This is a genomic window from Pseudomonas sp. F220 (genome assembly GCF_057813935.1).
Genome location: NZ_JBVASJ010000008.1, coordinates 1 through 25,804, shown reverse-complemented (window position 1 = coordinate 25,804; position 25,804 = coordinate 1). Strand labels below are relative to the sequence as shown.

Here is a 25,804-nt window from a genome sequence, read left to right as displayed (position 1 = left end):
GATGTAAGGGTAACTCACTGGAGGACGATCAGACCAGCTCGCACGGGGATGGCGCGTTGTCATAACGCTGTCGAATCATTGACCAATAACCACGTGGGTAATGTCGCGCTAGATAACCCGCGAAAAACGTTGGCTATTCTGCTGTTCCAGATACGCATCGAAAACCATGCACACTGAGCGCACCAGCAGCCGTCCGGCCGGCAATACACTGATTTTCTGATTATCGAGTTCGATCAGGCCATCCTCGGCCATGGCTTGTAACTGTGGCCAGAGATCGACGAAGTAACCGCGAAAATCGATGTTGAAGGCTTGTTCGATCACGGCGAATTCCAGGCTGAAGTTACACATCAACTGTTGAATCACTTCCCGGCGCAGACGGTCGTCCTGATTGCACACCAGGCCGCGGCTGGTAGCCAACTGCGTGCCACCCAAGGCGTTCTGGTAGTGGTTCAGATCACTGCTGTTCTGGCAGTACAGATCACCGATCTGGCTGATGGCCGACACACCGAGGCCGATCAGATCGCAATGACCATGGGTGGTGTAACCCTGAAAGTTGCGCTGCAAGGTCGACTCTTCCTGGGCAATCGCCAGCTCGTCGTCGGGCAGAGCGAAGTGATCCATGCCGATATACCGATAACCCGCTACGCTCAGTTGTTCGGTCGTACGCTGGAGTATTTCCAGCTTTTCAGCGGGCGCCGGCAGGTCGTTGCTGTTGATCCGCCGTTGCGGCATGAAGCGCTCAGGCAAATGCGCGTAGTTGAACACCGAGAGCCGGTCCGGTTGCAGGCTAATGACTTCGTCCACGGTGCGAGCGAAGTTGTCTGGCGTCTGCTTCGGCAAACCGTAGATCAAATCGATGTTGATCGAGCGAAACTGCAAGGTGCGTGCGGCGTCGATCACTGCGCGGGTTTCTTCCAGACTTTGCGGGCGGTTGACCGCCCGCTGGACCGTCGGGTCGAGGTCCTGCAAGCCGATGCTGACGCGGTTGAAGCCCAGTTCGCGGAGTAGGCCCATCGTCGACCAGTCCGCTTCGCGAGGGTCGATTTCGATGCCGTAGTCGCCAGAGTCATCGTCCAGCAGATTGAAATGCTTGCGCAGCTGAGCCATCAGCTGGCGCAGTTCGTCATGGCTGAGAAAGGTCGGAGTGCCGCCGCCGAAGTGCAGTTGCTCGACCTTCTGGTTCGGGTCCAGGTGGCAGGCGATCAACTGGATCTCCTGCTCCAGGCGCTGCAAATAGGGCAAGGCGCGGCCACGGTCCTTGGTGATGACCTTGTTGCACGCGCAGAAGTAGCAAATATTTGCGCAGAACGGTACATGCACATACAACGACAACGGTCGCAGTGCCTTGCGGCTGTCGCGCAGGGCGTGGAGCAGGTCGAAGGAGCCGACCTGGTTGTTGAACTGCACCGCGGTCGGATACGAGGTGTAGCGCGGTCCCGCCAGGTCATAGCGGCGGATCAGATCTGAGTCCCAACGAATGGCGTCGAGCATGCGGGCATTCCCCCGAGATAGGCTGGCAGTGTCCGCGAGTCTAGGGGGTGCGGCGTTGAGGCATCTTGATTTGCATCAACGGTCGGTCTGTGTTGCCAGTGCGGGTCTCTTCGCGAGCAGGCTCGCTCCCACATTGGATTTGCGGTGTTCACAGATCCTCTGTGGGAGCGAGCCTGCTCGCGATAGGCGCGCCGCCGATTTAATGCCCCATCAACCAATGCTGATGCGGCCCTGGCAGGGTCCAGATGCCAAACAGCATCACCAACAATCCGCCGGTCATGCGCACGCTGCGTTTGCGTAGCAGGGCGGTGACCCTTTCGGCGGCAAGGCCGGTGGCGAGCAGCACCGGCCAGGTGCCGAGGCCGAAGGCGAGCATTAGCAGTGCGCTGTCGAGGGCATTGCCCTGGCTGGCAGACCAAAGCAGCGTGCTGTAGACCAAACCACACGGCAGCCAGCCCCAGAGCGCGCCCAGCAACAATGCACGGGGCAGGCTCGACACTGGCAGCAAACGGTTAGCGACAGGCTGGATATGCTTCCAGAGGCCGCGTCCGAGGCTTTCGATGCGGGTCAGGCCGCTCCACCATCCGGCCAGGTACAGGCCCATGGCGATCAGCAGCAATCCGGCAATGACCCGCATGAACATCGCTGCCGGGCTGTTGGCTACTGCCCAACCCGCAAGACCGATCAGCAGTCCGGCCGTCCCATAGCTGAGAATCCGTCCCAGGTTGTAAGCCAGCAGCAGACGAAAGCGTCGGCTGCGTTGCTCCTTGGGAATCGCCAGGGTTAACGCGCCCATGAGGCCACCGCACATGCCCAGACAATGACCGCCACCGAGCAAGCCGAGAATCACTGCGGAAACCAGCAGCGGGGCCAGCTCAAGCATGGGGAGGGGCCTTGTCTTTCGATTGGCATGCGTCGGCGGCAGGCGGGTGGCCGCTGGCCTCGTCGACGGCGGCCTGGTGGTTTGGGTCCAGGTCGTCGAACAGAATGCTGTGGGCCGGGCCGTCAAGGTCGTCGTACTGACCGCTGTCGACCGCCCAGAAGAAGATGTAGATAGCGATGGCCACGATCAGCAGCGCGGCCGGGATCATCACGTAAAGAGCTGGCATGGGTAGACTCCATGCCCGCGCGGCTCAGGCCGGCAGCGGGCGGGTTTCTGGTGTGGCGCTGGCAGCAGGCGTGCTCGGCATGCGAGTCAAGCGCAAAGCGTTCAGCACCACGGTCAACGAGCTGAGGGACATGCCGATCGCAGCCCAGATCGGCGTGATCCAGCCGAGGGCGGCGAACGGCAACATGAGGCCATTGTACAGCCCGGCCCACAGCAGGTTCTCGATGATTACCCGGCGCGTGCGTCGAGCCAGGCTGAAGGCTTGCACCAGTGCGTCGAGGCGGTTGGACAGCAGCACCGCATCGGCGCTGGTTTTCGCCAAGTCGGTGGCCGAGCCCATGGCCACGCTGATATCGGCGGCGGCCAGCACCGGCACGTCGTTGACCCCGTCGCCGAGCATCAGCACCTTGCGACCTTCTTTGTGCAGTTGTTGCAGCACCTGCAGCTTGTCATCGGGACGCAGACCGCCACGGGCCTCGTCAATGCCAAGCTCGGCGGCGACGCTGGCAACCATCGGCGAGCTATCACCGGACAGCAGCAGTGTGCGCCAGCCACGGGCCTTGCACGCGGCAAGCAGGGCGGGGGCATCGGTCCGCAAGCGGTCATCGAGAACAAACCAGGCCAATGCGCCCTGGCTATCGCCGAGCAGTAACCATTGACCGGGCTCATCGGGCATCGCTGGCACAGGGCAGCCGCTGAGCTCACACACAAATGCCGGTTGGCCAATACGCAGGCGCTGCTCACCCACCCGACCTTCAAGGCCGAGTCCCGGCGTACTGAGGACTTCTTCGGCGGCCATGGGTGCTCGGCCAAAGGCGCGGGCAATCGGATGTTCGGAACGGTTTTCCAGAGCTGCAGCGAGGCCAAGGCACTGATCACTGTCCAGCGCGCCGAGCGCTCGTATCGAGCGCAGCGCCAGACGACCTTCGGTGAGGGTGCCGGTCTTGTCGAAAATTACCGTGTCGATCTGGTTCAGACCTTCGAGCACATGACCACGGGTTAGCAGCAGGCCGAGTTTGTGCAGGGTTCCCGTGGCGGCAGTCAGGGCGGTCGGTGTGGCCAGGGACAAGGCGCAAGGGCAAGTGGCGACCAGCATCGCCAGGACGATCCAGAATGCCCGGGATGAATCCAGTTCCCACCACAGCAGGCCAATGGCGGCGGCGGCGATCAGTGAAAGCAGCAGGAACCATTGCGCGGCGCGGTCGGCGATTTCCGCCAGACGGGGTTTTTCGGCCTGGGCACGCTCCAGCAGGCGGACGATGGCTGACAGCCGGGTGTTCTGGCCCAGCGCCAGTACTTCTACGGTCAACGCGCCTTCGACGTTCAGGGTGCCGGCGGTGATCGCATCGCCCAAGGTCCGCGGTTGCGGCAAGTACTCGCCGGTCAGCAGCGATTCATCGATGCTCGACTGGCCGTCGAGGATCTTGCCGTCGGCCGGTAGGATGGCGCCGGGATGCACCAGCACCCGGTCACCCAGGCGCAACTCGCTAAGCAGAATGCGCTCGCTCTGACCGTCATCGCTCATGCGCAGACAAGAGGCAGGCAGTAAATTGACCAGCTGCGCGGTGGCAGCGGCGGTGCGCTCCCGGGCGCGGCGTTCCAGATAACGACCGGCCAGCAGGAACAGTGCAAACATCCCGACCGCATCGAAATACAGCTCGCCGACGCCGGTGATCGAGGTCCAGATGCCGGCGATGTATGCGCTGCCAATCGCCAGCGACACCGAGACGTCCATGGTCAGGTGGCGGGTGCGCAAGTCGCGCATGGCGCCTTTGAAGAATGGCGCGCAGCTGTAGAAGACGATGGGTGTGGTGAGGAACAGTGCGACCCAGCGCAGAATGGTGTGCAACTCGGGGCTCAGGTCGATATTGAATTCCGGCCAGGTGGCCATGGTCGCCATCATCGCCTGAAACCACAGCAGGCCAGCGACGCCCAGCTGTCGCAAGGCCAGACGGTTTTCGCTGGCCAGTTGTTCGGCAGCACGGTCGGCCTGATACGGATGCGCGACATAACCGATGTGCCGCAGTTCGCTGAGCACCTTGCTCAGCGGCAACTGGCTATCAGCCCAGCGCACGTGCAACCGATGGTTGGACAGGTTCAGCCGCGCTTCGGCCACCGCCGGCAGGCTGCGCAGGTGTTTCTCGATCAACCAGCCGCATGCGGCGCAGCTGATGCCTTCCATCAGTAGGGTGGTTTCGGCCAGATCGCCTTCGTGGCGGACAAAAGGCTCCTGCACATCGGCGCGATCGTACAGCGCGAGCTCGTCTACCAATTGCACCGGCAGGGCTTCGGGGTTGGCTGAGGCTTCACTGCGGTGGCTGTAATAGCTTTCCAGACCACCGGCGACAATCGCCTCGGCCACAGCCTGACAGCCTGGGCAGCAAAGCTCGCGGGTTTCGCCGAGAACGACGGCGGTAAACCGGCTGCCGGCAGGAACGGGCAGGGCGCAGTGGTAGCAGGGGGTTGGAGTGGTCATGGGGCGTTCACAAGTACCGCGGAATCTATGTCGTCTGATAGGACGTCATCGCGAGCAAGCTCGCTCCTACAGTTGATCGCGTACCTCTGTAGGAGCGAGCTTGCTCGCGATGCGCGAAGCGCAGGGTCTTGATATCAGCTTATTTCTTCAGGTCTTCCGCACCTTGGAGCGGTTCATCACCGAGCAGCAGGTCTTTGTCGTGGCTGATTTGCTCTTCCTCGAACATACGCCAGGTCTTGTCGTCCTGCACACCGAGCAGTTCAACGAAGCGCCGGCCTTCGATTTTGTCGGTCAACTGGCCAATATAGCGGCCCTGTTCGGTTTCGCTGCGAGCCAGGGTGATCTTGCGATCCTTCTCTGGCTGGGTCGGTGAGATCAGGTTCAGCTCCAGGGTTTTTGGCTGGCTGTTGCCGGTCAGGCGCAGGTCGACTTCGCCGGTCAGTTCATCCAGATGCACACTGGCGCGCAGTAGCAGGGTCTGGGCCAGCAGCTCACGGTCCAGCGAGCGGTTGATGCCTTTACCAGCCTCGTAGTAGTTGTCGTTGACCAGGTTGTCCGGGTTGTTCACCGCGATGGTCACCATGGACAAGGTCAAGGTGACCGAACAGGCCAGAATACCGATGATGATCCACGGCCAAAGGTGCTTGTACCAAGGGCTTGCGGCGTTTGCTGCGGGCATGGTGACTTCTCTCAACGAATTTGTGGGCCGATGAATCGGCTCTTGGCTTCAACGTGTACATTCGCGTCATCGGCATCCTGGAGGGTGAATTTCACCTCGTTGGTACTCGATGGCAGTTGTTCCGGTGCACTCGACAACTCGACCGGCATGCTGAAAATCTCGCCGGCGCTGACCTTGATCTCGCGCTTGCCTTGCAGCTTGAGGTCCGGCAGGCCAGAGGCTTCCAGCAGATAAGTGTGGTCGCGCTGGTCTTTGTTCATGACTTTCAGGCTGTAGACGTTTTCGATCCGCCCCTCGGCGTTCTCGCGATAGAGCACGCGGTCCTTGCTGACGTCGAAACCGACCAGCGAGCGCATGAAGAACGCGGTCACCAGCAGGCTGATCATTACCAGCAATACCAGCGCATAGCCGATCAGGCGCGGGCGCAGTTTATTGGTTTTTTGCCCGGAAAGGTTGTGCTCGGTGGTGTAGCTGATCAGCCCGCGAGGGTAGTTCATCTTGTCCATGATGCTGTCACAGGCGTCGATACACGCGGCGCAGCCGATGCATTCGATCTGCAGGCCGTCGCGAATGTCGATGCCGGTCGGGCAGACCTGAACGCACATGGTGCAGTCGATGCAGTCGCCCAGACCCATTGCCTTGTAGTCGGCGTCTTTTTTGCGCGGGCCGCGACTTTCACCGCGACGCGGGTCGTAAGACACGATCAACGTGTCTTTGTCGAACATCACACTCTGGAAGCGCGCATACGGGCACATGTAGATGCACACCTGCTCGCGCAGCCAGCCGGCGTTGCCGTAAGTGGCAAGGGTGAAGAAACCGACCCAGAAATACGACCAGCCATCGGCCTGGCCGGTGAAGAAGTCGATGGTCAGCTCACGGATCGGCGAGAAGTAACCGACAAAGGTCATGCCGGTGACGAAGCCGATCAGCAGCCAGAGGCTGTGTTTGCTGAGCTTGCGCAGGAACTTGTTGGCACTCATCGGCGCCTTGTCGAGCTTGATGCGCTGGTTGCGGTCGCCTTCGGTGACCTTCTCGCACCACATGTAAATCCAGGTCCAGACGCTCTGTGGGCAGGTATAACCGCACCAGACACGTCCGGCATACACCGTGATGAAGAACAGGCCAAAGGCACTGATGATCAGCAGGCCCGAAAGAAGAATGAAATCCTGCGGCCAGAAGGTCGCGCCGAAGATGAAGAATTTGCGCTCTGGCAGGTTCCACCAGACGGCCTGATGGCCCCCCCAGTTGAGCCAGACCGTACCGAAATACAGCAGAAACAGCGCGGCACCGCCCATCATCCGCAGGTTACGGAACAGGCCCGTGAAGGCGCGCGTGTAGATTTTTTCTCGAGAGGCGTAGAGGTCGACGCTGTTGTTCGAATTTTTGGCAGGCGGGGTGACGTCGTGTACCGGAATCTGATTGCTCATTATTGCATCCCACGGCAGTGGAAAAATGCCTCGGTCAGTGCATGCCGACCGCGGTCAAAAGTGTGTTGCAGTGGCGCAATGATACGCCTGTAGCTCTAGATCAAGGGTGCGACCTTTGGTCGCGTTGGGAGAAATCCAGAGATGGTGTAGCAAATGTAACAAGTCGTGATTTGAATCAATTGACTTGTGAAGTATGGACGGTTTTGCGGGCAAGAGCGTTCAATCCTGTATTCGCCTTGGGAGGAAGCCTCCCGCAGCTGCCGAGCCCGCGAGGCTGCGTTCGACCCGTAGCAGTTGACGAGTAGTGCGAGGCTACGTTCGGCTGCGCAGCAGTCGTAAAGCCAGGTGAGGGGGCGGACTCTACGACTGCTGCGCAGCCGAACGCAGCCTCGCGGGCTCGGCAGCTGCTACGTGGGAGGGGAATCACCGCGTGCCAGGCAAGGTGGGCCTCCATCGGCCCAAAACAAAACGGCCCCGTCAATTTTCATTGGCGGGGCCGTTTGTGTAGCGATCAAGCGTTTGCCTTACTTGGCGTCAGCAGCCTTGTCACCGTGGGACAGGCTGTAAACGTAAGCGGCCAGCAGGTGAACCTTGTCGTTCCCTTGCAGCTGCTCTTGGGCAGGCATCTGGCCCTGACGGCCATAGCGGATGGTCTGCTGCAGTTGAGCGAAGCTCGAACCGTAGATGAACGCCGCTGGGTGAGTCAGGTTAGGTGCGCCCATCGCTGGAGTACCTTTGCCTTCCGGACCGTGGCAAGCCACGCAGTTGGTCGCGAAGAGCTTCTGACCGGCAACCGGATCAGCTTTTGCGCCTTCTGGCAGTTTGCGGCCATCAAGGTTGGTCAGGACGAAAGCAGCAACGTCGCTGACGCCTTGCTCGCCAATCACTTCGCCCCATGCTGGCATGACCGCGTGACGGCCACCCATGATCGTGGTCTTGATGGTTTGTGGCTCGCCGCCCCAGCGCCAGTCTTCGTCGGTCAGGTTAGGGAAGCCATAAGCACCTTTGGCGTCGGAACCATGGCAGACCGAGCAGTTGGAGGCGAACAGACGGCCACCCATCTTCAAGGCTTGCGGATCCTTGGCGACTTCTTCGATCGGCATGGCAGCGAACTTGGCGAAGATCGGACCGAATTTGGCGTCCGATTTAGCCATTTCCTTTTCCCATTCGTGCACGCCAGTCCAGCCGGTCTGGCCGTTGGCGAATGCAGTCTGCTTATCGTTGTCGAGGTAGCTGTAGCCTGGCAGCAGGCCTTTCCAGTTACCCAGGCCTGGGTACAGCACCAGGTAACCCAAGGCGAAGATGATGGTGCCGACGAATAGCATGAACCACCATTTCGGCAGTGGGTTGTCGTACTCCTCGATCCCGTCGAAGGCGTGGCCAACCGTCTCATCCGTCTGTTCGGCGCGCTGGCCCTTACGGGTCGACAGCAGCAGCCAGGTCAGGGCGAAGATGGTACCCAGACTGAGGACTGTGACGTACAGACTCCAGAACGTAGTCATTCTTTGTTACTCCTAGAAGCTTGCTCGACGTGCTTGATGGCTTCGGGATCATCCGCGAAAGGCAGCAAGGTCGCGTCTTCAAACTCGGACTTGCGCTTGGGGCTGAACACCCACAGCGCCAGACCGATAAAGGCCACCATCACGACAACGGTGCCCAGGCCACGAATCATCCCGATATCCATCTAAATCACCGTTTGCTTTTGATGATGGTGCCCAGGCCTTGCAGATAGGCCACCAGCGCGTCCATTTCGGTTTTGCCCTTCACAGCATCCTTGGCGCCGGCGATATCTTCGTCGGTGTAAGGGACGCCGAGCGTGCGCAAGACTTCCATTTTCTTCGCGGTGTCTTTGCCGTCGAGCTTGTTTTCCACGAGGAACGGGTAGGCCGGCATTTTCGACTCAGGCACTACGTTGCGCGGGTTGTACAAGTGCGCACGCTGCCAGTCATCGGAGTAACGACCGCCGACGCGGGCCAGGTCCGGACCGGTACGCTTGGAACCCCACAGGAACGGGTGGTCCCAGACGCTTTCACCGGCTACCGAGTAGTGGCCGTAACGTTCGGTTTCTGCACGGAACGGACGGATCATCTGCGAGTGGCAGCCGACACAACCGTTGGCGATGAAAATGTCACGGCCTTCAAGTTCCAGCGCCGGGCGCGGCTTCATGCCTTCAACCGGCTTGTTGGTCACGTCCTGAAAAAACAAGGGGACGATCTGGGTCAGGCCGCCGATGCTGACGGCGATGACCATGAAGAAGGCCAGCAGGCCAATATTCTTCTCGACTGCTTCATGCTTCATCAGTGAGCTCCAACTACAGCAATCTGAGCGGCGGCTTCAGCTTCAGCCGGGTTCGAGGCGCGTACGGTACGGAACACGTTGTACGCCATGAACAGCATGCCGCTGGCAAAGAACGCACCGCCCAGGGCACGAACGATGAAACCAGGGTGGCTGGCTTGCAGCGCTTCGACGAAGGAGTAGGTGAGGGTGCCGTCATCGTTGATTGCACGCCACATCAGACCCTGGGTGATGCCGTTGACCCACATCGAAGCGATGTAGAGCACGGTACCGATGGTCGCAAGCCAGAAGTGGGTGTTGATCAGGCCGATGCTGTGCATCTGCGGACGACCGAAGATTTTCGGGATCATGTGATACAGCGCACCGATCGAGATCATCGCAACCCAACCCAAAGCACCGGCGTGTACGTGGCCGATGGTCCAGTCGGTGTAGTGAGACAGCGAGTTGACGGTCTTGATGGCCATCATCGGGCCTTCGAAGGTCGACATGCCGTAGAACGCCAGGGAGACGACCAGGAAGCGCAGGATCGGGTCGGTGCGCAGCTTATGCCAGGCGCCCGACAGGGTCATCATGCCGTTGATCATGCCGCCCCAGCTTGGAGCCAGCAGGATGATCGACATTGCCATGCCCAGGGACTGAGCCCAATCCGGCAGAGCGGTGTAGTGCAAGTGGTGCGGACCTGCCCAGATGTACAGGGTGATCAGTGCCCAGAAGTGCACGATCGACAGACGATAGGAGTAGATCGGGCGCTCGGCCTGCTTCGGAACGAAGTAGTACATCATCCCCAGAAAGCCCGTGGTCAGGAAGAAACCCACCGCGTTGTGGCCGTACCACCACTGGATCATCGCGTCAGTCGCACCGGCGTAGGCCGAGTAGGACTTGAAGAGAGAGACCGGCAGGGAAGCGTGGTTGACGATGTGCAGCATGGCCGTCACGACGATGAAGGCACCATAGAACCAGTTACCGACATAGATGTGCTTGGTCTTGCGCTTGACGATGGTTCCGAAGAACACCGCACCGTAGGTGACCCAGACGATAGCCAGCAGGATAGCCAGAGGCCATTCCAGTTCCGCGTATTCCTTGGTGGTGGTGTAACCCAGCGGCAAGGTAACGATCGCGCCGACGATTACAGCCTGCCATCCCCAGAAGTGGAAGGCCGCCATGCTGTCGGAAATCAGTCGCGTTTGGCAGGTTCGCTGCACGACGTAATAAGAAGTGGCAAACAGTGCACAACCACCGAAGGCGAAAATCACCAGGTTGGTGTGCAACGGGCGTAGGCGTCCAAAAGTCGTCCACGGCAGGCCAAAGTTAAGTTCTGGCCATACGAGCTGTGAGGCGATAAAGACACCGAGCCCCATGCCAAGGATCCCCCAGACCACCGTCATGATGGCGAACTGGCGGACTACCTTATAGTTATAAGCAGTCGGACTGATTGCTGTGCTCATTCTAAGGTTCCACGGTTTGGGTGTTTTATTAGGAGTAAAAATCGGTCGCAAGTATGGAGAAAACAGGGTGTCATTGCAACGCGCCATGACCTGGGTCAATGCTTCCCGAAGCTGATTCTGCGGCCTTTCCATGCGCTGAGTAGGGACAAAAATGCCCACGGACAAAATGTCGCAGTGGATGAAAAAGGCGAGGGGTACAGGTTAGTTGTAACTAGGTGTGTTGAAACGAGGAGATCAGGTGACAGGCGGTAACTTGCACGACAGCCGGTATAAACCAGCCTTTGCAGCCTGTCATCGAGCAGAATCGTTGAACGCATCGGTTACAGTTGGCCTGCGACCGGCTGGTGCCAGTCCACTAACGGGCAAGCTTAGACCCGAATCCTGAGAGTGGAAAGGCGGACCATTGGAGGGTGCGACACTTGGTCGCGTAGAGGCAGGGAACTGCCGCATCCTGAGCGAATGCGACAGCGAAACGGTTACCGGCTATTCGCTTTTGCTTCCAGTGGGCCCCTTTTCATCAGTGCTGTGGGACAGGCTGAAGACATAGGCGGCCAGCAGTTGCACTTTGTCATTGCCGAGCAACTCGGTCTGCGCCGGCATATGGCCTTGGCGACCATGGCGAATGGTCTGTTGCAGCTGCGCCAGGCTGGTGCCATAGATAAAACCGGCTGGTTGCGTCAGGTTCGGCGCGCCCATTGCCTCGGTGCCGTGCCCGGCGGGTCCATGGCACGCGACACAGGTGGTGCTGAACACTTGTTGTCCGGCTTGCAGGTCGGCAGTGCTCTCGGCAGGCAACGGTAGACCGGCCAAGTCATGACGTACATAAGCGGCGACATTCTTCACGCCGTCCTCGCCGAGGATTTCGCCCCAGGCTGGCATGGCCGCAATGCGTCCGCCCATGATGGTGGCCTTGATCGTGTCGGGGTTGCCGCCCCAGCGCCAGATGCTGTCAGCGAGGTTGGGGAAGCCGAACGCACCCTTGGCATCCGAGCCGTGGCAAACCGCGCAATTGGAGGCAAACAGACGACCACCCATTTTCAGTGCTTGGGGGTCTTTGGCGACGTCTTCCAGGGGCATGGCGGCGAACTTGGCGAAGATCGGACCGAACTTGGCGTCTGCCTTGTCCATTTCCTTTTCCCACTCATGTACGCCGGTCCAGCCGTTTTCATAGCCGGGCAGGATGCCTTTCCAGTTGCCCAGGCCCGGGTAGAGGATTAAGTAACCCACGGCAAACACCAGAGTGCCGGCGAACAGCATGAACCACCATTGCGGCAACGGATTGTCGTACTCCTCAATGCCGTCGAAGCTGTGGCCCATGGTCTGGTCGACGCTGCCCTTGGTTTCGCCCTTGCGCGTTCCGATCAACAGCCAGGTCAGCCCGATCAGGCTGCCAATGGTCAGCACGCAGATGTACGTACTCCAGAAAGTGGTCATGGCCGAATGCTCCTTGTCGCATGCTCTTCGGATTGAGCGTCATCAGGTTGAAGGCCGGGGGCTTGCGCACCGGGCAACGGTTCGTCGGCAAACGGCAGCAGGCGCGCCTGAGCGAACTCGGGATTGCGCTTGGCGTTGAATACCCACAGCGCCAGGCCGATGAAGGCGATCATCACCACCACCGTGCCCAGGCCGCGGATCATTCCACTATCGAGTTCAAAACCCATGGCTCACCTCTTGCTCTTGATCGCAGTGCCAAGCACTTGCAGGTAGGCGACCAGTGCGTCCATTTCGGTCTTGCCCTTGAGCGTCTCGGTGGCACCGGCAATGTCGGCGTCGGTGTACGGGACGCCGAGGGTGCGCATCACTCGCAGTTTGGTTTCGGTGTGGCTACTGTCGAGCTGATTGGCCACCAGCCAGGGGTAGGCGGGCATCTTCGATTCAGGCACTACGTTGCGCGGGTTGTACAAGTGCGCGCGGTGCCAGTCTTCGGAGTAACGGCCGCCGACCCGGGCCAGGTCCGGACCGGTGCGCTTGGAGCCCCAGAGGAACGGGTGGTCCCAAACGCTTTCCCCAGCCACCGAATAGTGACCGTAGCGCTCGGTTTCGGCGCGGAACGGGCGGATCATCTGCGAGTGGCACTGGACGCAGCCTTCGCGGATATAGATGTCGCGGCCTTCCAGTTGCAGAGCGGTGTAGGGCTTCATGCCTTCGACCGGTTTGTTGGTCACGTCCTGAAAGAACAACGGGACGATCTGAGTCAGACCGCCGACGCTGACGGCCAGGACCATCAACAGCAGCAACAGGCCGACGTTTTTCTCGATTGTTTCGTGTTTCATGGCGGACTCCTCAGGCCATCTGCGCCGCGGCGGCGACTTCGGCAGGCACGGCAGCGCGTACGGTGCGCCAGGTGTTGTAAGCCATCAGCAACATGCCGCTGAAGAAGATCGCGCCGCCTACCAACCGCACGACGTAGCCTGGGTGGCTGGCCGCCAGGGTTTCGACGAAGGAGTAGGTCAGCGTGCCGTCTTCATTGACCGCGCGCCACATCAGGCCCTGGGCGATGCCGTTGACCCACATCGAAGCGATGTAGAGCACGGTGCCGATGGTTGCGAGCCAGAAGTGCGCGTTGATCAGGCCGATGCTGTGCATCTGCGCACGACCAAAGATTTTCGGGATCATGTGATACAGCGCTCCGATCGAGATCATCGCAACCCAACCCAAAGCGCCGGCGTGAACGTGGCCGATGGTCCAGTCGGTGTAGTGGGAGAGGGCGTTGACGGTTTTGATCGCCATCATCGGACCTTCGAAGGTCGACATGCCGTAGAACGCCAGGGACACGACCAGGAAACGCAGGATCGGGTCGCTGCGCAACTTATGCCAGGCGCCCGACAGGGTCATCATGCCGTTGATCATTCCTCCCCAGCTGGGTGCCAGCAGAATCAGCGACATCACCATGCCCAGCGACTGTGCCCAGTCCGGCAGCGCGGTGTAGTGCAGGTGGTGCGGGCCGGCCCAGATGTACAGCGTGATCAACGCCCAGAAGTGCACGATCGACAAGCGATACGAGTACACCGGACGCTCGGCCTGTTTGGGCACGAAGTAGTACATCATCCCCAGGAAGCCTGCGGTGAGGAAGAAGCCCACCGCGTTGTGGCCGTACCACCACTGAACCATGGCGTCGGTCGCCCCGCCGTACAGCGAGTAGGACTTGGTCAGGCTGACCGGGATTTCCAGGTTGTTGACGATATGCAGGATCGCCACGGTGATGATGAATGCACCGAAGAACCAGTTACCCACGTAGATGTGTTTGGTCTTGCGCTTGGCCAATGTGCCGAAGAACACGTAGGCGTAGGCGACCCAGACGATGGTGATCAGGATATCGATCGGCCATTCCAGCTCGGCGTATTCCTTGGAGCTGGTGTAACCCAGTGGCAGGCTGATGGCCGCCAACAGGATCACCAGCTGCCAGCCCCAGAAGGTGAACGCAGCGACTTTCGGCGCAAACAGTTGGGTTTGGCAGGTGCGTTGTACCGAGTAGAAGGACGCTGCGAACAGTGCGCAGCCACCGAAAGCGAAAATCACCGCATTGGTGTGCAACGGGCGCAGGCGGCCGAAACTGGTCCACGGCAAGTTGAAGTTGAGTTCGGGCCAGACCAATTGAGCCGCGAGAAAAACCCCGAGCCCCATGCCGACGATGCCCCACACCACCGTCATAATGGCGAATTGGCGGACCACCTTGTAGTTATAGGCGGTACTGATAGAAGTGTTCATGGTTCCCCATCCACGGTTCAGCTGAAGTGAAAGCGACTGCGCACGGCAACGGCGCGCCCACTTCTTCTGGAGTTATAGGCAGACTAAAAAGCGAGGCAAGCATGGACAAAGCGCACAAGGCCAGTATTGACGGGGATCAATGGGCGCAGTGCATGGCGGAGCGCGGCTGGCTGTGGGATGCAGCGCAAACCCAATCGGGGAGTGACCCGCTGACGCTGATCCTGGCCCACGGTGCCGGTGCTCCGATGGACAGCAGCTTCATGAATGACATGGCCGCACGCCTCGCCGGGCGCGGGATCAACGTGCTGCGCTTCGAGTTTCCCTACATGGCTCAGCGACGCCTGGACGGCGGCAAACGTCCGCCTAACCCGGCGCCGAAATTGCTGGAATGCTGGCGTGAGGTGTACACCCAAGTGCGACGCCATGTCGCTGGGCGTCTGGCCATTGGCGGCAAGTCTATGGGCGGGCGCATGGCCAGTTTGCTGGCGGATGAATTGCAAGCGGATGGGTTGGTGTGTCTGGGTTATCCGTTTTACGCGGTTGGTAAGCCGGAGAAGCCGCGTGTGGCACATTTGGCCGAGCTCAAGACACCGACTTTAATTGTGCAGGGCGAGCGTGATGCGCTGGGCAATCGTGCTGCCGTTGAGGGTTATGACCTGGCGCCGAGTATCGAGGTGTTTTGGTTGGTTGCGGCTGATCATGATTTGAAGCCGTTGAAGGCGTCGGGTTTTACCCATGAGCAGCATCTGGAATCAGCAGCCAGGAAAATAGCCGGTTTTCTTCTGTGAGATTTCGGTGTCGGTCAGGGCCTCATCGCGAGCAAGCCCGCTCCCACATTAGATCTATGTCGGCCACAAATTTTGTGACTGGATGCGGATTAGTGTGGGAGCGGGCTTGCTCGCGATAGCGGTCTGCCAGGCGACATCACTTTCATGTTGGCAATAAAAAAAACCGGAAGTATCACCTCCCGGGTTTCTGTCTTTCCAGCGACTGTCAGCGATTAAACCGCTCAACCAACGAATATTGCGTATTCGCCGTACGCGTCAGCTCTTCACTCAGCAGTGCCGAGTGCTGGGCCTGTTCCGAGGTCTGGTCAGCCAGTTGCGAGATGTTGCTGATGTTGCGGCTGATCTCTTCGGCCACGGCGCTTTGTTCTTCGGTGGCGGCGGCGATCTGCGTGGTCATGTCGGTGATGTTGGCCACCGCTTCGCTGATTCCCACCAACGCCTGGTCGGCCTCGAGTACCCGCGCTACGCCTTCTTCAGCCTGGCGATGGCCAGCGTCCATGGTTTGCACGGCGGTGTTGGCAGTCTGTTGCAGCTTGGCGATCAGGCTATGGATCTGCCCGGTGGACTCACTGGTGCGTTGTGCCAGTTGCCGTACTTCATCGGCAACTACCGCAAAGCCGCGACCCATTTCCCCGGCGCGAGCCGCTTCGATGGCGGCGTTCAAGGCCAGCAGGTTGGTCTGGTCGGCGATGCCCTTGATCACATCGACCACGCCGCCAATTTCGTCGCTGTCCTTGGCCAGTTGGGTCACGGTGGCGCCGGTCTCACCAACCACCACCGACAGGCGCTGGATGGCTTCACGGGTTTCGCCGGCAATGTCGCGGCCGCGACGGGTCAGACGATTGGCTTCCTGAGTGGCGTCGGCGGTGCGTTGGACGTGGCTGGCGACTTCCTGAGTGGTGGCGGCCATCTGGTTGACAGCGGTTGCCACTTGCTCGGTCTCGACCCGTTGGCGCTCAAGCCCGGTGGAGCTCTTGTGGGCCAGGGTGTCGGATTGGCGGGCTTGCTCGTTCAGGTGTTCGGCGGTGTCCTGCAGACGGGTCAGGCAGGTCTTCAGGCGTGCTTCCTGGCTGAGAATGGACATCTCCAGGCGTGCCTGGGCGCCGCGGCTGTCGGTGTACATTTGGGCGATCAGCGGGTCCGAGGTGGTTTGTTCGGCCAGGCGCAGCAAGCGCTTGAGGCCGCGTTGTTGCCAGCTCAAACCGAGCAGGCCCAGCGGCACCGAGAGTCCGGCGGCAAGGGCGAAACCCCAATGGGAGTTGAGCCAGATGCCAATCAGGAAGCTCAGTTGGCTGACCAGAATGAACGGCAACCAGTCTTGCAGTACCGGCAACCATTTATCACTTTGAGGAATGGCCGACTTGCCCTGGTTGATGCGTTGGTAGAGCGCTTCGGCGCGGTGGATCTGTTCGGCGGTGGGTTTGACCCGTACCGACTCGTAACCGACCACCTGTTTGCCTTCGAAAACCGGTGTGACATAGGCGTTGACCCAGTAGTGGTCACCGGCCTTGCAGCGATTCTTGACAATGCCCATCCATGGCAAGCCTTGTTTGAGAGTGTTCCACATGTGCGCAAATACCGCTGCCGGGACGTCTGGATGACGTACCAGATTGTGCGGTGCACGGACCAGCTCTTCGCGGGAAAAACCACTGATTTCAACGAACGCATCGTTGCAGTAAGTAATCACGCCTTTGGCATCGGTGGTGGAAATCAACCGTTGCTGAGCGGGGAAGGTACGTTCGCGTTGTGTAACGGGCTGGTTATTACGCATGTTTTTTCAATCCGCAAGGCTTTGTCGGGATATCGGCAGCGTCAGGAATTTATTGAAGATATTTTTTAAAAAGCGGCGCTGCGTCTCAAAAAGTGCATTGCATTACCCAGCGAGCATCGGATAAGTAAACAATCCGAAGTGCAGCAGATTCAAACCAAAGTGCGTGGCGATTGCCGCGCTCAGTCCGCCAAAACGGTAAGCCAGGCCGTAACCGACCCCGGCAATACTTGCCAGCAACGCCCATTGCCAGCCAGCGCCAAGATGCACCAGGCCGAAGAGCAGCGCCGCGCAGATCAGGGCAAGGTTTTCGCCATAGGGCAACTGTTTGAAGTGTCGGCTCAAGCCGCCCTGGATATAGCCACGGAACAAGGCTTCTTCGACCAGGGTCACCAGCAGCAGGTTGTTCAGTACCCACAACCAGGCTTGCTCTGGCCACTTCGGTTCCCAGTGGATGACGCCGAGCAACACCGCACCGCCGAGGGCGGCCAATGCGCTCAGGGTCAAGGCCAGGGCAGTCGCATACAGCGAAAGACGCCAGGAGCGTCGGCCGACAATCCACGGGCACACCAGCAATAGCCAGAAGCCAATCAGCGGTTTGTCCAGGTTGAGATACATCGAGAACGGCACCGCATCATCGGTGAAAGCTTCCGGGCCAATGACGCTCCCGTTATAGAAGCCCGGTAGCCAATGCAGGGCCAGCACGAGGGCCAGAGTCACGAACAAACCGTGACCGAGATAACGACCATAACGGCTTTTTTGCTGGCGCACCGCAAAGCCTGCGAACAGCAGCAAAGCAATGGCGATCAGTGCTTGCACGTCCAGTTGTCCGGCGAACATTGCGAGGCTGTAGCCAATGGAGAGAAGTGCCAGATAGAGCCATGGCAGTGCAGTCATGTGAGTCCTTTGGGGCGGGAGTCTTACCTGAGAAAGTTGTCGCGGTCTGGATCGCCAAGATCGCAGCCTGCGGCAGCTCCTACACCGACCGCATACACCCGCGGTGCTGAGGGTGTACGCAATCCCGTAGGAGCTGCCGCGCTGCGATCTTTTCGTGGCCGCGCAATTATAAGCAAAGGAACACACCCACCAGCCAAACAAAAACACCGCCCGAAGGCGGTGTTTTAGGTTAGGTTGATTTAAGACGCGATCAATTGCCGCAACACGTAATGCAGAATCCCTCCGGCCTTGAAGTATTCGACTTCATTCAGGGTGTCGATCCGGCACAGTACTTCGATCTTCTCGCTGCTGCCGTCTTCACGGGTGATGACCAGTGTGAGGTTCATGCGCGGTTGCAACTCGACTCCGGTCAGGCCCTGAATATCCAGGGTTTCCTTGCCGGTCAGTTTCAGGCTCTTGCGGTTCTGATCAAGCTTGAACTGCAGTGGCAGCACGCCCATGCCCACCAGGTTGGAGCGGTGAATGCGCTCGAAGCTCTCGGCGATTACCGCTTTGACCCCCAGCAGATTGGTGCCTTTGGCCGCCCAATCGCGGCTTGAGCCCGTGCCGTATTCTTGACCTGCGATCACCACCAGCGGCGTGCCGGCAGCCTGATAACGCATGGCCGCATCGTAGATCGGCAGTTTTTCGCCGGTGGGGATGTAGATCGTGTTGCCACCTTCTTCGCCACCGAGCATTTCGTTGCGGATACGGATGTTGGCGAAGGTGCCGCGCATCATCACTTCATGATTGCCGCGGCGTGAACCGTAGGAGTTGAAGTCGCGCGGCTCCACACCCAGTGTGCGCAGGTAGCTCCCGGCCGGGCTGTCGGCCTTGATGTTGCCGGCAGGGGAGATGTGGTCGGTGGTCACCGAGTCGCCGAGCAGCGCCAGAACCCTCGCACCCTTGACGTCTGCGACTACCGGCAAGGGGCCGGCGATGTCATCGAAGAACGGTGGATGCTGGATATAGGTGGAGTCCTTCTGCCAGGCATAGGTCGCCGCTTGCGGGACTTCGATGGCTTGCCATTGTGCGTCACCGGCAAACACCTCGGCGTATTCCTTGTGGAACATTTTGGTACTGACCTGGGCCACCGCGTCGGCGATTTCCTTAGCACTGGGCCAGATGTCCCGCAGGTATACCGGCTGGCCATCTTTACCAATACCCAGCGGCTCGCTGCTGATATCCATCCGCACGCTGCCGGCCAGGGCATAGGCCACTACCAGCGGTGGCGAGGCCAGCCAGTTGGTTTTCACCAGTGGATGCACGCGACCCTCAAAGTTGCGGTTGCCGGACAATACCGAGGCGACGGTCAAGTCCGACTGTTGAATGGCTTTTTCGATCGGCTCCGACAGCGGCCCGGAGTTGCCGATGCAGGTCGTGCAGCCGTAACCTACCAAGGCAAAACCCAGCTCATCGAGGTATTGGGTCAAGCCTGCGGCGTTGTAGTACTCGGTGACGACTTTCGAGCCGGGTGCGAGGGAACTCTTGACCCAGGGTTTGCGTTTGAGGCCTTTCTCTACGGCTTTTTTCGCCACCAGCCCGGCGGCCATCATCACGCTCGGGTTGGAGGTGTTGGTGCAGGAGGTGATCGCAGCAATGACCACTGCGCCGTTTTTCAAGCGATAGGTTTGGCCTTCGAAGTTGTAGTCCGCTTCGCCTATCAGATCGGCGTTGCCCACCGCGACACCGCCGCCACCTTCGCTTTCCAGGCGACTTTCATCTTTACTGGTGGGTTTGAATTGCAGGCCGAGAAAGTCGGTAAACGCTTGGCCGACATTCGGCAGCGAGACTCGGTCTTGTGGGCGTTTGGGTCCGGCCAGACTGGCTTCGACACTGCCCATGTCCAGCGTCAGGCTATCGGTGAAGACCGGTTCTTTGCCGGGCAAGCGCCACAGGCCTTGAACCTTGCTGTAAGCCTCCACCAGTTTTACGGTTTCTGTCGTCCGACCGGACAGGCGCAGGTAGTCCAGGGTGACGTCATCCACCGGGAAAAATCCGCAGGTTGCGCCGTATTCCGGGGCCATGTTGGCGATGGTCGCACGGTCCGCCAGTGGCAAGTCGGCAAGGCCGTCGCCATAGAATTCGACAAATTTGCCGACCACGCCTTTCTTGCGCAGCATTTGCGTAACGGTCAGCACCAGGTCGGTGGCGGTGATGCCTTCCTTGAGTTTGCCGGTCAACTTGAAGCCGATCACTTCCGGAATCAGCATCGACACCGGTTGACCGAGCATCGCCGCTTCCGCTTCGATACCGCCAACGCCCCAGCCGAGGATGCCGAGGCCGTTGATCATGGTGGTGTGGGAATCGGTACCGACCAGGGTGTCCGGGAAGGCGTAGGTGCGGCCGTCCTCGTCTTTGGTCCAGACCGTACGGCCGAGGTATTCGAGGTTGACCTGGTGGCAGATGCCGGTACTTGGTGGTACCACGCTGAAGTTGTCAAAGGCGCTTTGGCCCCAACGCAGGAAGGCATAACGTTCGCCGTTGCGCTGCATTTCGATGTCGACGTTCTGTTCGAAGGCTGTGCTGCTGGCGAATTTGTCGACCATCACCGAGTGGTCGATCACCAGGTCCACCGGCGACAGCGGGTTGATGCGCTGCGGATCACCGCCGGCCTTGGCCATGGCGGCGCGCATGGCAGCCAGGTCGACCACTGCGGGTACGCCGGTGAAGTCTTGCATCAGCACTCGGGCCGGACGGTACTGGATTTCCCGGTCGGAGCGGCGCTCTTTGAGCCAGGCAGCGATGGCCTTGAGGTCTGCACCAGTGACGGTTTTTTCGTCTTCCCAGCGCAGCAGGTTTTCCAGCAGGACTTTCAACGACATTGGCAGTTGGTCGAGGTCGCCGAGGGATTTGGCGGCCTCCGGCAGGCTGAAATAGTGGTAGGTCTTGTCGTCGACTTTTAATGGTTTAAGGGTTTTCAGGCTATCGAGGGACGGCATTGAATGACTCCTTTTAGTCCGCACGGCTACGGACGTGACGGAAGGACAGAGCCTTTAACCTAGCTCTGTTTGGCGCTTAAGGCTAATAACTGGACTCTATGGGCGGTCCAGGGTTCCGAACTCGGCTATCATGCGCCGGTTTTCGTGACAGGCTTTGCTTTAGAGCAAGCCTGGGCATCGATCGCGCAGTGGCTGAATTCTTCGCCAACTGCCCAGGAGTATTAATGAACACCCTCTTTATGCATTGCCGGCCGGGCTTCGAAGGCGAAGTCTGTTCTGAGATATCCGAACACGCCGCGCGTCTGAATGTGGCCGGTTATGCCAAGGCCAAGACCAGCAGCGCTTGCGCCGAGTTTGTTTGCACCGAAGACGATGGTGCCGAGCGTCTGATGCGCGGCCAGCGTTTCGCCGAGCTGATTTTTCCTCGGCAATGGGCTCGCGGTATGTTTATCGACTTGCCGGAAACCGACCGTATCAGCGTGATTCTTGCTCATATGGCAACTTTTCCTACCTGCGGCAGCTTATGGCTGGAAGTAGTCGATACCAATGACGGTAAAGAGCTGTCGAATTTCTGCAAAAAATTCGAAGGCCCATTGCGCAAGGCGCTGACCAGTGCCGGCAAGCTGGTGGAAGACGCCAACAAGCCACGCTTGCTGCTGACCTTTAAAAGCGGTCGCGAGGTGTTTCTCGGTCTGGCTGAAAGCAACAACTCAGCGATGTGGCCGATGGGCATTCCACGCTTGAAGTTTCCCCGCGAAGCGCCAAGCCGTTCGACGTTGAAGCTGGAAGAGGCCTGGCATCATTTCATCCCCCGCGATCAGTGGGACGAGCGTTTGCACAGCGACATGACCGGTGTCGATCTGGGTGCCGCACCGGGTGGCTGGACTTGGCAACTGGTCAATCGCGGGATGCTGGTAACCGCCATCGACAACGGTCCGATGGCTGAGAGCTTGATGGATACCGGACTGGTTCAGCACTTGATGGCAGACGGTTTCACCTTCAAGCCTAAGCAGCCGGTGGACTGGATGGTCTGCGATATCGTCGAGAAGCCTGCGCGCAACGCGGCGCTACTGGAAACCTGGATTGGCGAGGGGCATTGCCGGGAAGCGGTGGTGAACTTGAAGCTGCCGATGAAACAGCGCTACGCGGAAGTAAAGCGCTTGCTCGAGCGCATCGAAGAAGGCTTCAAGGAACGCGGCATTCGCGTTGCCATCGGCTGCAAGCAGCTGTATCACGACCGCGAAGAAGTGACCTGCCATTTGCGTCGTCTGGATGTGAACAAGCCGAAATCCCGCTGAGCCTTTCGCGGGCAAGCCCGGCTCCCACAAGGTCGGCGCAGGATCTGTAGGAGCCGAGCTTGCTCGCGATGAACGATGACGCGGTTTGCCTGATGCACCTCGCTGCCCGCATCGCGAGCAAGCTCGGCTCCTACATTAGGTAAAACGCCACAGATGACTCGACACCCGGCTTTGCGCGACAATGCCGGTCAGTTTCAGGAGTGAAGTATGAGCCAAACCATCGATGCGCCCGTCGACGCGATCCTCGACGCCACCGGTCTCAACTGTCCGGAGCCGGTGATGATGCTGCACCAGCACATCCGCGATCTGCCGCCCGGTGGCCTGCTCAAGGTGATCGCCACCGATCCCTCGACCCGTCGCGACATCCCCAAGTTCTGCGTGTTTCTCGACCACGAGCTGGTTGAGCAGCAGGAAGACGCTGGCACCTATCTGTACTGGATTCGCAAGAAGCTCGATTAACCCGTCGAACGGCTGATCCGGATCCGCTTGCGCGCACTGCGCGTCAGGCGGATCGACAGCATCAGCGCCGCGCAACTCAAACCGACGATCAAACCTTGCCACAACCCGCTCGGGCCGCTGGCAGTGCCGAACCAATCGGTCAGGCCGAGGGCGTAACCCACCGGCAAGCCAATCCCCCAGTAGGCGAACAACGTCAGGATCATCGTTACCCGAGTGTCTTGATAACCACGCAAGGCGCCGGCCGCAGTGACCTGAATCGCATCCGAGAATTGGAACAACGCCGAATAGATGATCAGCATCGACGCGACCTGAATGACCATCGGGTCGGCGGTGTAGATCGTCGCGATGTGCTCACGCAGCAACAACATCATGCTGGCTGAGATACAGGCATAGGCCAGCGCAGTGCCCATGCCGACGCCCGCAGCAAAACGTGCTTCACGGGGCTCTTCACGTCCCAGTGCCTGGCCGACACGCACGGTCACGGCCATCCCGAGGGAGTAAGGGATCATGAACACCAGCGAGCTGAAGTTCAGGGCGATCTGGTGCCCGGCGACCACTGTGGCACCGAGGCTGCCGATCAGCAGGGCGATCACCGCGAAAATGCTCGACTCGGCAAACACTGCAATACCGATCGGCAGACCGATGCTTAGCAGGCGTTTGATCACCGCCCACTGCGGAAAATCGAAACGGCTGAACAACTGACTCGACTGATACGCCGGTGCCCAGCGGGTCCAGCCAGTCATGCCGAGCATCATCACCCACATCACAATCGCCGTGGCCCAGCCGCAACCGACACCGCCCATGGCAGGCACACCGAAGTGGCCGTAGATGAAGATGTAGTTGAGCGGAATATTCAGCGCGAGCCCACAGAGGCCCAGCACCATGCTCGGGCGGGTGCGGCCCATACCATCGCTGAAGCAGCGCAACACATGGTAGAGCGCTACGGCCGGAAACCCGGTGGCGATACCGCGCAAGTATTCCATGCAGGGACCGATCAGTTCGGGATCAACCTTCATGACATGCAAAATCGGCTCGGCACTGAACAGGGCCAGCGTCGCCATTAACCCCACCACCAATGCCAGCCATAACGCTTGGCGCACAATCGGGCCGATCTCGCCGTGAGTCCCGGCACCGAAGCGTTGCGCGACTTTCGGCGTGGTCGCCAGCAGCGTACCGGTCATCAGCAGGAACACCGGCACCCAGATCGAGTTGCCCAGCGCCACCGCCGCCAGATCCCGCGGCCCGACGCGGCCAGCCATTACCGCGTCGACGAAGCCCATGGCAGTGGTGGCCAGTTGCGCGATCATGATCGGCAAGGCCAGTCCGAGCAGATTACGCAGCTCGAGTCGAACCCGGGCAGGGCGGTTGAGGGAAATAGCGGCAGGGCTGTCAGTCACGGAATTCACAAGCGAAGCGTCCAAAGGTTTTGATGCGCAGGGCGGCGCATTCTACGCCTTGACGCAGTGGTCAGGAAAATTCCTGTGTTGGGGATTTGTAAGCGCTAGTCGGACGTTCGGGGTGTGACGCTGACGAGGTGAGGTCAATGCCCATGTAAGCTGATGCAATCTCCAAGGTTGCCCGGCCCTTCCCACATTAGATTCTCGTTGTATCAAAACCATGTGCTCCAAAGCCCGCTGGCCCCTCACTAGCAACTACGCCTACACTGCGGCTCCGCGAAAGGAGCCTGCCATGCTGATTGTTGCCGACGAAAATATCCCGCTGCTCGATGCCTTCTTTGCCGGTTTCGGCGAAATCCGCCGCTTGCCGGGACGCTCCATCGACCGCACCGCCATCGAGCAGGCCGATGTGTTGCTGGTGCGCTCGGTGACCAACGTCGACCGTGCGTTGCTCGAAGGCAGCAACGTGCGCTTCGTCGGTACCTGCACCATTGGCACCGATCACCTGGATCTCGATTACTTTCAGCACGCCGGTATCACCTGGTCTAGCGCCCCGGGCTGTAACGCTCGCGGCGTGGTTGACTACGTCCTCGGCAGTTTGCTGACGTTGGCGGAAATCGAAGGCGCTGACCTGACCCAACGTACTTATGGTGTGGTCGGTGCCGGTGAAGTGGGTGGCCGGTTGGTCAAGGTTTTGCGTGGTCTGGGCTGGAACGTGTTGGTCTGCGATCCGCCACGGCAAGCGCTTGAAGGTGGCGATTACGTCAGCCTGGAACAGCTCATTGAGCAGTGCGACGTTATCAGTCTGCACACCCCGCTCAGTAAAAGCGGCGATCTGCCGACCTGGCACCTGTTCGATAAAGCTCGTTTGAACCAACTCAAGTCCGGCTCTTGGCTGATCAATGCCAGCCGTGGCCCGGTGGTGGACAACGCCGCTCTGCGCGAAGTGCTGTTGCAGCGTGAAGACCTGCAAGCAGTGCTGGACGTTTGGGAAGGCGAGCCGCAGGTCGATGTCGCCCTGGCTGATCTGTGCGTGATCGCTACTCCGCATATCGCCGGCTACAGCCTCGACGGTAAACAACGCGGCACGGCGCAGATCTATCAGGCGTTTTGCGAGTACCAGGAGCAGGCGCCTCAGGTCAGCCTGGACGATTTGTTGCCCGCGCCGTGGTTGGCTGAAGTTAGCCTTAGTGCCGATAGCGATCCGGCGTGGTCGCTGGCCATGTTGTGTCGCGGTGTATACGACCCACGCCGCGACGACGCGGATTTTCGTCGCAGCCTGGTGGGCAGTGTGGAAGAACAACGCACCGCGTTTGATGCCTTGCGCAAGCATTATCCGCAGCGGCGGGAGATCGATGGGCTGGCGGTAAGGATCAAGGGGGAGTCGCATGTCCTGCGCAATATCGTATTGGCGCTGGGGGCGGTGGCAGTCTAGTGTCCTGAGCGTGTAATTCGTTTATCTAAAAGCATATCGATATACTGACCAGACTTCGACCTCACTGAGCAGTAGTGCACATGGCCAAGCCCGCCGCCCCATTCGTTTTAACGCCATCTGACTACGCCACACTACAAGGCTGGTCGCGGATG

Annotated in this window: 22 protein-coding genes; 4 read left to right on the top strand and 18 right to left on the bottom strand. The window is 59.7% G+C overall.

Going from position 1 to position 25,804, the window contains the following annotated elements:
* Positions 1 to 108: 108 nt before the first annotated feature.
* The 14 genes from hemN to ccoN (ACZYSM_RS09820) form a co-directional block, all read right to left on the bottom strand.
* The gene (gene hemN / locus ACZYSM_RS09885; protein ID WP_489071203.1) at positions 109 to 1,491 is read right to left on the bottom strand and encodes an oxygen-independent coproporphyrinogen III oxidase; all 1,383 of its coding nucleotides are present in this window, start codon (positions 1,489 to 1,491) and stop codon (positions 109 to 111) included.
* Between the two features lie 199 nt (positions 1,492 to 1,690).
* The gene (locus tag ACZYSM_RS09880) at positions 1,691 to 2,374 is read right to left on the bottom strand and encodes a sulfite exporter TauE/SafE family protein (RefSeq protein WP_489071201.1); all 684 of its coding nucleotides are present in this window, start codon (positions 2,372 to 2,374) and stop codon (positions 1,691 to 1,693) included.
* Entirely contained in the window at positions 2,367 to 2,600 is a 234-nt protein-coding gene (gene ccoS / locus ACZYSM_RS09875; RefSeq protein WP_489071199.1) for a cbb3-type cytochrome oxidase assembly protein CcoS, read from the bottom strand. The genes ACZYSM_RS09880 and ccoS overlap by 8 nt, the downstream gene beginning before the upstream one ends.
* Before the next feature lie 24 nt (positions 2,601 to 2,624).
* Positions 2,625 to 5,075 (bottom strand): heavy metal translocating P-type ATPase, encoded by a 2,451-nt coding sequence (locus ACZYSM_RS09870; protein ID WP_489071197.1) that lies wholly within the window; start codon positions 5,073 to 5,075, stop codon positions 2,625 to 2,627.
* 139 nt (positions 5,076 to 5,214) lie between these two features.
* Positions 5,215 to 5,754, bottom strand: coding sequence for a FixH family protein (locus ACZYSM_RS09865; protein WP_489071195.1), 540 nt, complete (start codon positions 5,752 to 5,754; stop codon positions 5,215 to 5,217).
* 11 nt (positions 5,755 to 5,765) lie between these two features.
* On the bottom strand, positions 5,766 to 7,181 hold the full coding sequence (gene ccoG / locus ACZYSM_RS09860) for a cytochrome c oxidase accessory protein CcoG (protein ID WP_489071193.1): 1,416 nt from the start codon (positions 7,179 to 7,181) through the stop codon (positions 5,766 to 5,768).
* 524 nt (positions 7,182 to 7,705) lie between these two features.
* Positions 7,706 to 8,683 carry a cytochrome-c oxidase, cbb3-type subunit III gene (ccoP, locus tag ACZYSM_RS09855; protein WP_489071191.1) on the bottom strand — a complete coding sequence of 326 codons (978 nt, stop codon included), beginning with the start codon at positions 8,681 to 8,683 and terminating at the stop codon, positions 7,706 to 7,708.
* Entirely contained in the window at positions 8,680 to 8,865 is a 186-nt protein-coding gene (locus tag ACZYSM_RS09850) for a CcoQ/FixQ family Cbb3-type cytochrome c oxidase assembly chaperone (protein WP_003175465.1), read from the bottom strand. Before ACZYSM_RS09850 ends, ccoP (ACZYSM_RS09855) begins: the two co-directional genes overlap by 4 nt.
* A 5-nt stretch (positions 8,866 to 8,870) precedes the next feature.
* Positions 8,871 to 9,479, bottom strand: a complete 609-nt coding sequence (gene ccoO, locus ACZYSM_RS09845; RefSeq protein WP_054593209.1) for a cytochrome-c oxidase, cbb3-type subunit II — start codon at positions 9,477 to 9,479, stop codon at positions 8,871 to 8,873.
* Entirely contained in the window at positions 9,479 to 10,921 is a 1,443-nt protein-coding gene (gene ccoN, locus ACZYSM_RS09840; protein WP_489071188.1) for a cytochrome-c oxidase, cbb3-type subunit I, read from the bottom strand. The genes ccoO (ACZYSM_RS09845) and ccoN (ACZYSM_RS09840) overlap by 1 nt, the downstream gene beginning before the upstream one ends.
* A gap of 483 nt (positions 10,922 to 11,404) precedes the next feature.
* Positions 11,405 to 12,355, bottom strand: coding sequence for a cytochrome-c oxidase, cbb3-type subunit III (gene ccoP, locus ACZYSM_RS09835; protein ID WP_489071186.1), 951 nt, complete (start codon positions 12,353 to 12,355; stop codon positions 11,405 to 11,407).
* The gene (locus ACZYSM_RS09830) at positions 12,352 to 12,582 is read right to left on the bottom strand and encodes a cbb3-type cytochrome oxidase subunit 3 (RefSeq protein ID WP_489071184.1); all 231 of its coding nucleotides are present in this window, start codon (positions 12,580 to 12,582) and stop codon (positions 12,352 to 12,354) included. Before ACZYSM_RS09830 ends, ccoP (ACZYSM_RS09835) begins: the two co-directional genes overlap by 4 nt.
* Before the next feature lie 3 nt (positions 12,583 to 12,585).
* The gene (gene ccoO / locus ACZYSM_RS09825; RefSeq protein ID WP_489071182.1) at positions 12,586 to 13,194 is read right to left on the bottom strand and encodes a cytochrome-c oxidase, cbb3-type subunit II; all 609 of its coding nucleotides are present in this window, start codon (positions 13,192 to 13,194) and stop codon (positions 12,586 to 12,588) included.
* A gap of 10 nt (positions 13,195 to 13,204) precedes the next feature.
* Complete coding sequence (ccoN, locus tag ACZYSM_RS09820) at positions 13,205 to 14,629, bottom strand: cytochrome-c oxidase, cbb3-type subunit I (RefSeq protein ID WP_489071180.1); 1,425 nt, start codon at positions 14,627 to 14,629, stop codon at positions 13,205 to 13,207.
* 101 nt (positions 14,630 to 14,730) lie between these two features.
* Between ccoN (ACZYSM_RS09820) and ACZYSM_RS09815 the strand changes: the two genes are divergently transcribed.
* Entirely contained in the window at positions 14,731 to 15,417 is a 687-nt protein-coding gene (locus ACZYSM_RS09815) for an alpha/beta family hydrolase (RefSeq protein WP_489071178.1), read from the top strand.
* Positions 15,418 to 15,622: 205 nt separating this feature from the next.
* Here ACZYSM_RS09815 and ACZYSM_RS09810 read toward each other — a convergent pair whose 3' ends face one another.
* The 3 genes from ACZYSM_RS09810 to acnA all read right to left on the bottom strand — a co-directional run bounded on the left by ACZYSM_RS09810 (position 15,623) and on the right by acnA (position 21,063).
* Complete coding sequence (locus ACZYSM_RS09810) at positions 15,623 to 17,188, bottom strand: methyl-accepting chemotaxis protein (protein WP_489071176.1); 1,566 nt, start codon at positions 17,186 to 17,188, stop codon at positions 15,623 to 15,625.
* 102 nt (positions 17,189 to 17,290) lie between these two features.
* On the bottom strand, positions 17,291 to 18,082 hold the full coding sequence (locus ACZYSM_RS09805) for a CPBP family intramembrane glutamic endopeptidase (RefSeq protein WP_489071174.1): 792 nt from the start codon (positions 18,080 to 18,082) through the stop codon (positions 17,291 to 17,293).
* A gap of 239 nt (positions 18,083 to 18,321) precedes the next feature.
* Positions 18,322 to 21,063: an aconitate hydratase AcnA gene (gene acnA / locus ACZYSM_RS09800; protein ID WP_489071172.1), complete on the bottom strand. Its 2,742-nt coding sequence runs from the start codon at positions 21,061 to 21,063 to the stop codon at positions 18,322 to 18,324.
* 224 nt (positions 21,064 to 21,287) lie between these two features.
* Between acnA and rlmM the strand changes: the two genes are divergently transcribed.
* Together rlmM and tusA are read left to right on the top strand one after the other, a co-directional pair.
* Positions 21,288 to 22,361: a 23S rRNA (cytidine(2498)-2'-O)-methyltransferase RlmM gene (rlmM, locus tag ACZYSM_RS09795; RefSeq protein WP_489071170.1), complete on the top strand. Its 1,074-nt coding sequence runs from the start codon at positions 21,288 to 21,290 to the stop codon at positions 22,359 to 22,361.
* Between the two features lie 219 nt (positions 22,362 to 22,580).
* Entirely contained in the window at positions 22,581 to 22,820 is a 240-nt protein-coding gene (gene tusA, locus ACZYSM_RS09790) for a sulfurtransferase TusA (RefSeq protein WP_489071455.1), read from the top strand.
* On the opposite strand, the gene ACZYSM_RS09785 is transcribed toward tusA, so the two are convergent.
* Complete coding sequence (locus ACZYSM_RS09785; RefSeq protein WP_489071168.1) at positions 22,817 to 24,226, bottom strand: MATE family efflux transporter; 1,410 nt, start codon at positions 24,224 to 24,226, stop codon at positions 22,817 to 22,819. The genes tusA and ACZYSM_RS09785 overlap by 4 nt on opposite strands.
* 283 nt (positions 24,227 to 24,509) lie before the next feature.
* Between ACZYSM_RS09785 and pdxB the strand changes: the two genes are divergently transcribed.
* Complete coding sequence (gene pdxB, locus ACZYSM_RS09780; protein WP_489071166.1) at positions 24,510 to 25,652, top strand: 4-phosphoerythronate dehydrogenase PdxB; 1,143 nt, start codon at positions 24,510 to 24,512, stop codon at positions 25,650 to 25,652.
* Positions 25,653 to 25,804 lie beyond the last annotated feature (152 nt).

Bases quoted from the DNA above. Each gene is read 5' to 3' on its own strand.
- hemN (WP_489071203.1), bottom strand. From the start codon at position 1,491: ATGCTCGACGCCATTCGTTGGGACTCAGATCTGATCCGCCGCTATGAC.
- ACZYSM_RS09880 (WP_489071201.1), bottom strand. From the start codon at position 2,374: ATGCTTGAGCTGGCCCCGCTGCTGGTTTCCGCAGTGATTCTCGGCTTG.
- ccoS (WP_489071199.1), bottom strand. From the start codon at position 2,600: ATGCCAGCTCTTTACGTGATGATCCCGGCCGCGCTGCTGATCGTGGCC.
- ACZYSM_RS09870 (WP_489071197.1), bottom strand. From the start codon at position 5,075: ATGACCACTCCAACCCCCTGCTACCACTGCGCCCTGCCCGTTCCTGCC.
- ACZYSM_RS09865 (WP_489071195.1), bottom strand. From the start codon at position 5,754: ATGCCCGCAGCAAACGCCGCAAGCCCTTGGTACAAGCACCTTTGGCCG.
- ccoG (WP_489071193.1), bottom strand. From the start codon at position 7,181: ATGAGCAATCAGATTCCGGTACACGACGTCACCCCGCCTGCCAAAAAT.
- ccoP (WP_489071191.1), bottom strand. From the start codon at position 8,683: ATGACTACGTTCTGGAGTCTGTACGTCACAGTCCTCAGTCTGGGTACC.
- ACZYSM_RS09850 (WP_003175465.1), bottom strand. From the start codon at position 8,865: ATGGATATCGGGATGATTCGTGGCCTGGGCACCGTTGTCGTGATGGTG.
- ccoO (WP_054593209.1), bottom strand. From the start codon at position 9,479: ATGAAGCATGAAGCAGTCGAGAAGAATATTGGCCTGCTGGCCTTCTTC.
- ccoN (WP_489071188.1), bottom strand. From the start codon at position 10,921: ATGAGCACAGCAATCAGTCCGACTGCTTATAACTATAAGGTAGTCCGC.
- ccoP (WP_489071186.1), bottom strand. From the start codon at position 12,355: ATGACCACTTTCTGGAGTACGTACATCTGCGTGCTGACCATTGGCAGC.
- ACZYSM_RS09830 (WP_489071184.1), bottom strand. From the start codon at position 12,582: ATGGGTTTTGAACTCGATAGTGGAATGATCCGCGGCCTGGGCACGGTG.
- ccoO (WP_489071182.1), bottom strand. From the start codon at position 13,194: ATGAAACACGAAACAATCGAGAAAAACGTCGGCCTGTTGCTGCTGTTG.
- ccoN (WP_489071180.1), bottom strand. From the start codon at position 14,629: ATGAACACTTCTATCAGTACCGCCTATAACTACAAGGTGGTCCGCCAA.
- ACZYSM_RS09815 (WP_489071178.1), top strand. From the start codon at position 14,731: ATGGACAAAGCGCACAAGGCCAGTATTGACGGGGATCAATGGGCGCAG.
- ACZYSM_RS09810 (WP_489071176.1), bottom strand. From the start codon at position 17,188: ATGCGTAATAACCAGCCCGTTACACAACGCGAACGTACCTTCCCCGCT.
- ACZYSM_RS09805 (WP_489071174.1), bottom strand. From the start codon at position 18,082: ATGACTGCACTGCCATGGCTCTATCTGGCACTTCTCTCCATTGGCTAC.
- acnA (WP_489071172.1), bottom strand. From the start codon at position 21,063: ATGCCGTCCCTCGATAGCCTGAAAACCCTTAAACCATTAAAAGTCGAC.
- rlmM (WP_489071170.1), top strand. From the start codon at position 21,288: ATGAACACCCTCTTTATGCATTGCCGGCCGGGCTTCGAAGGCGAAGTC.
- pdxB (WP_489071166.1), top strand. From the start codon at position 24,510: ATGCTGATTGTTGCCGACGAAAATATCCCGCTGCTCGATGCCTTCTTT.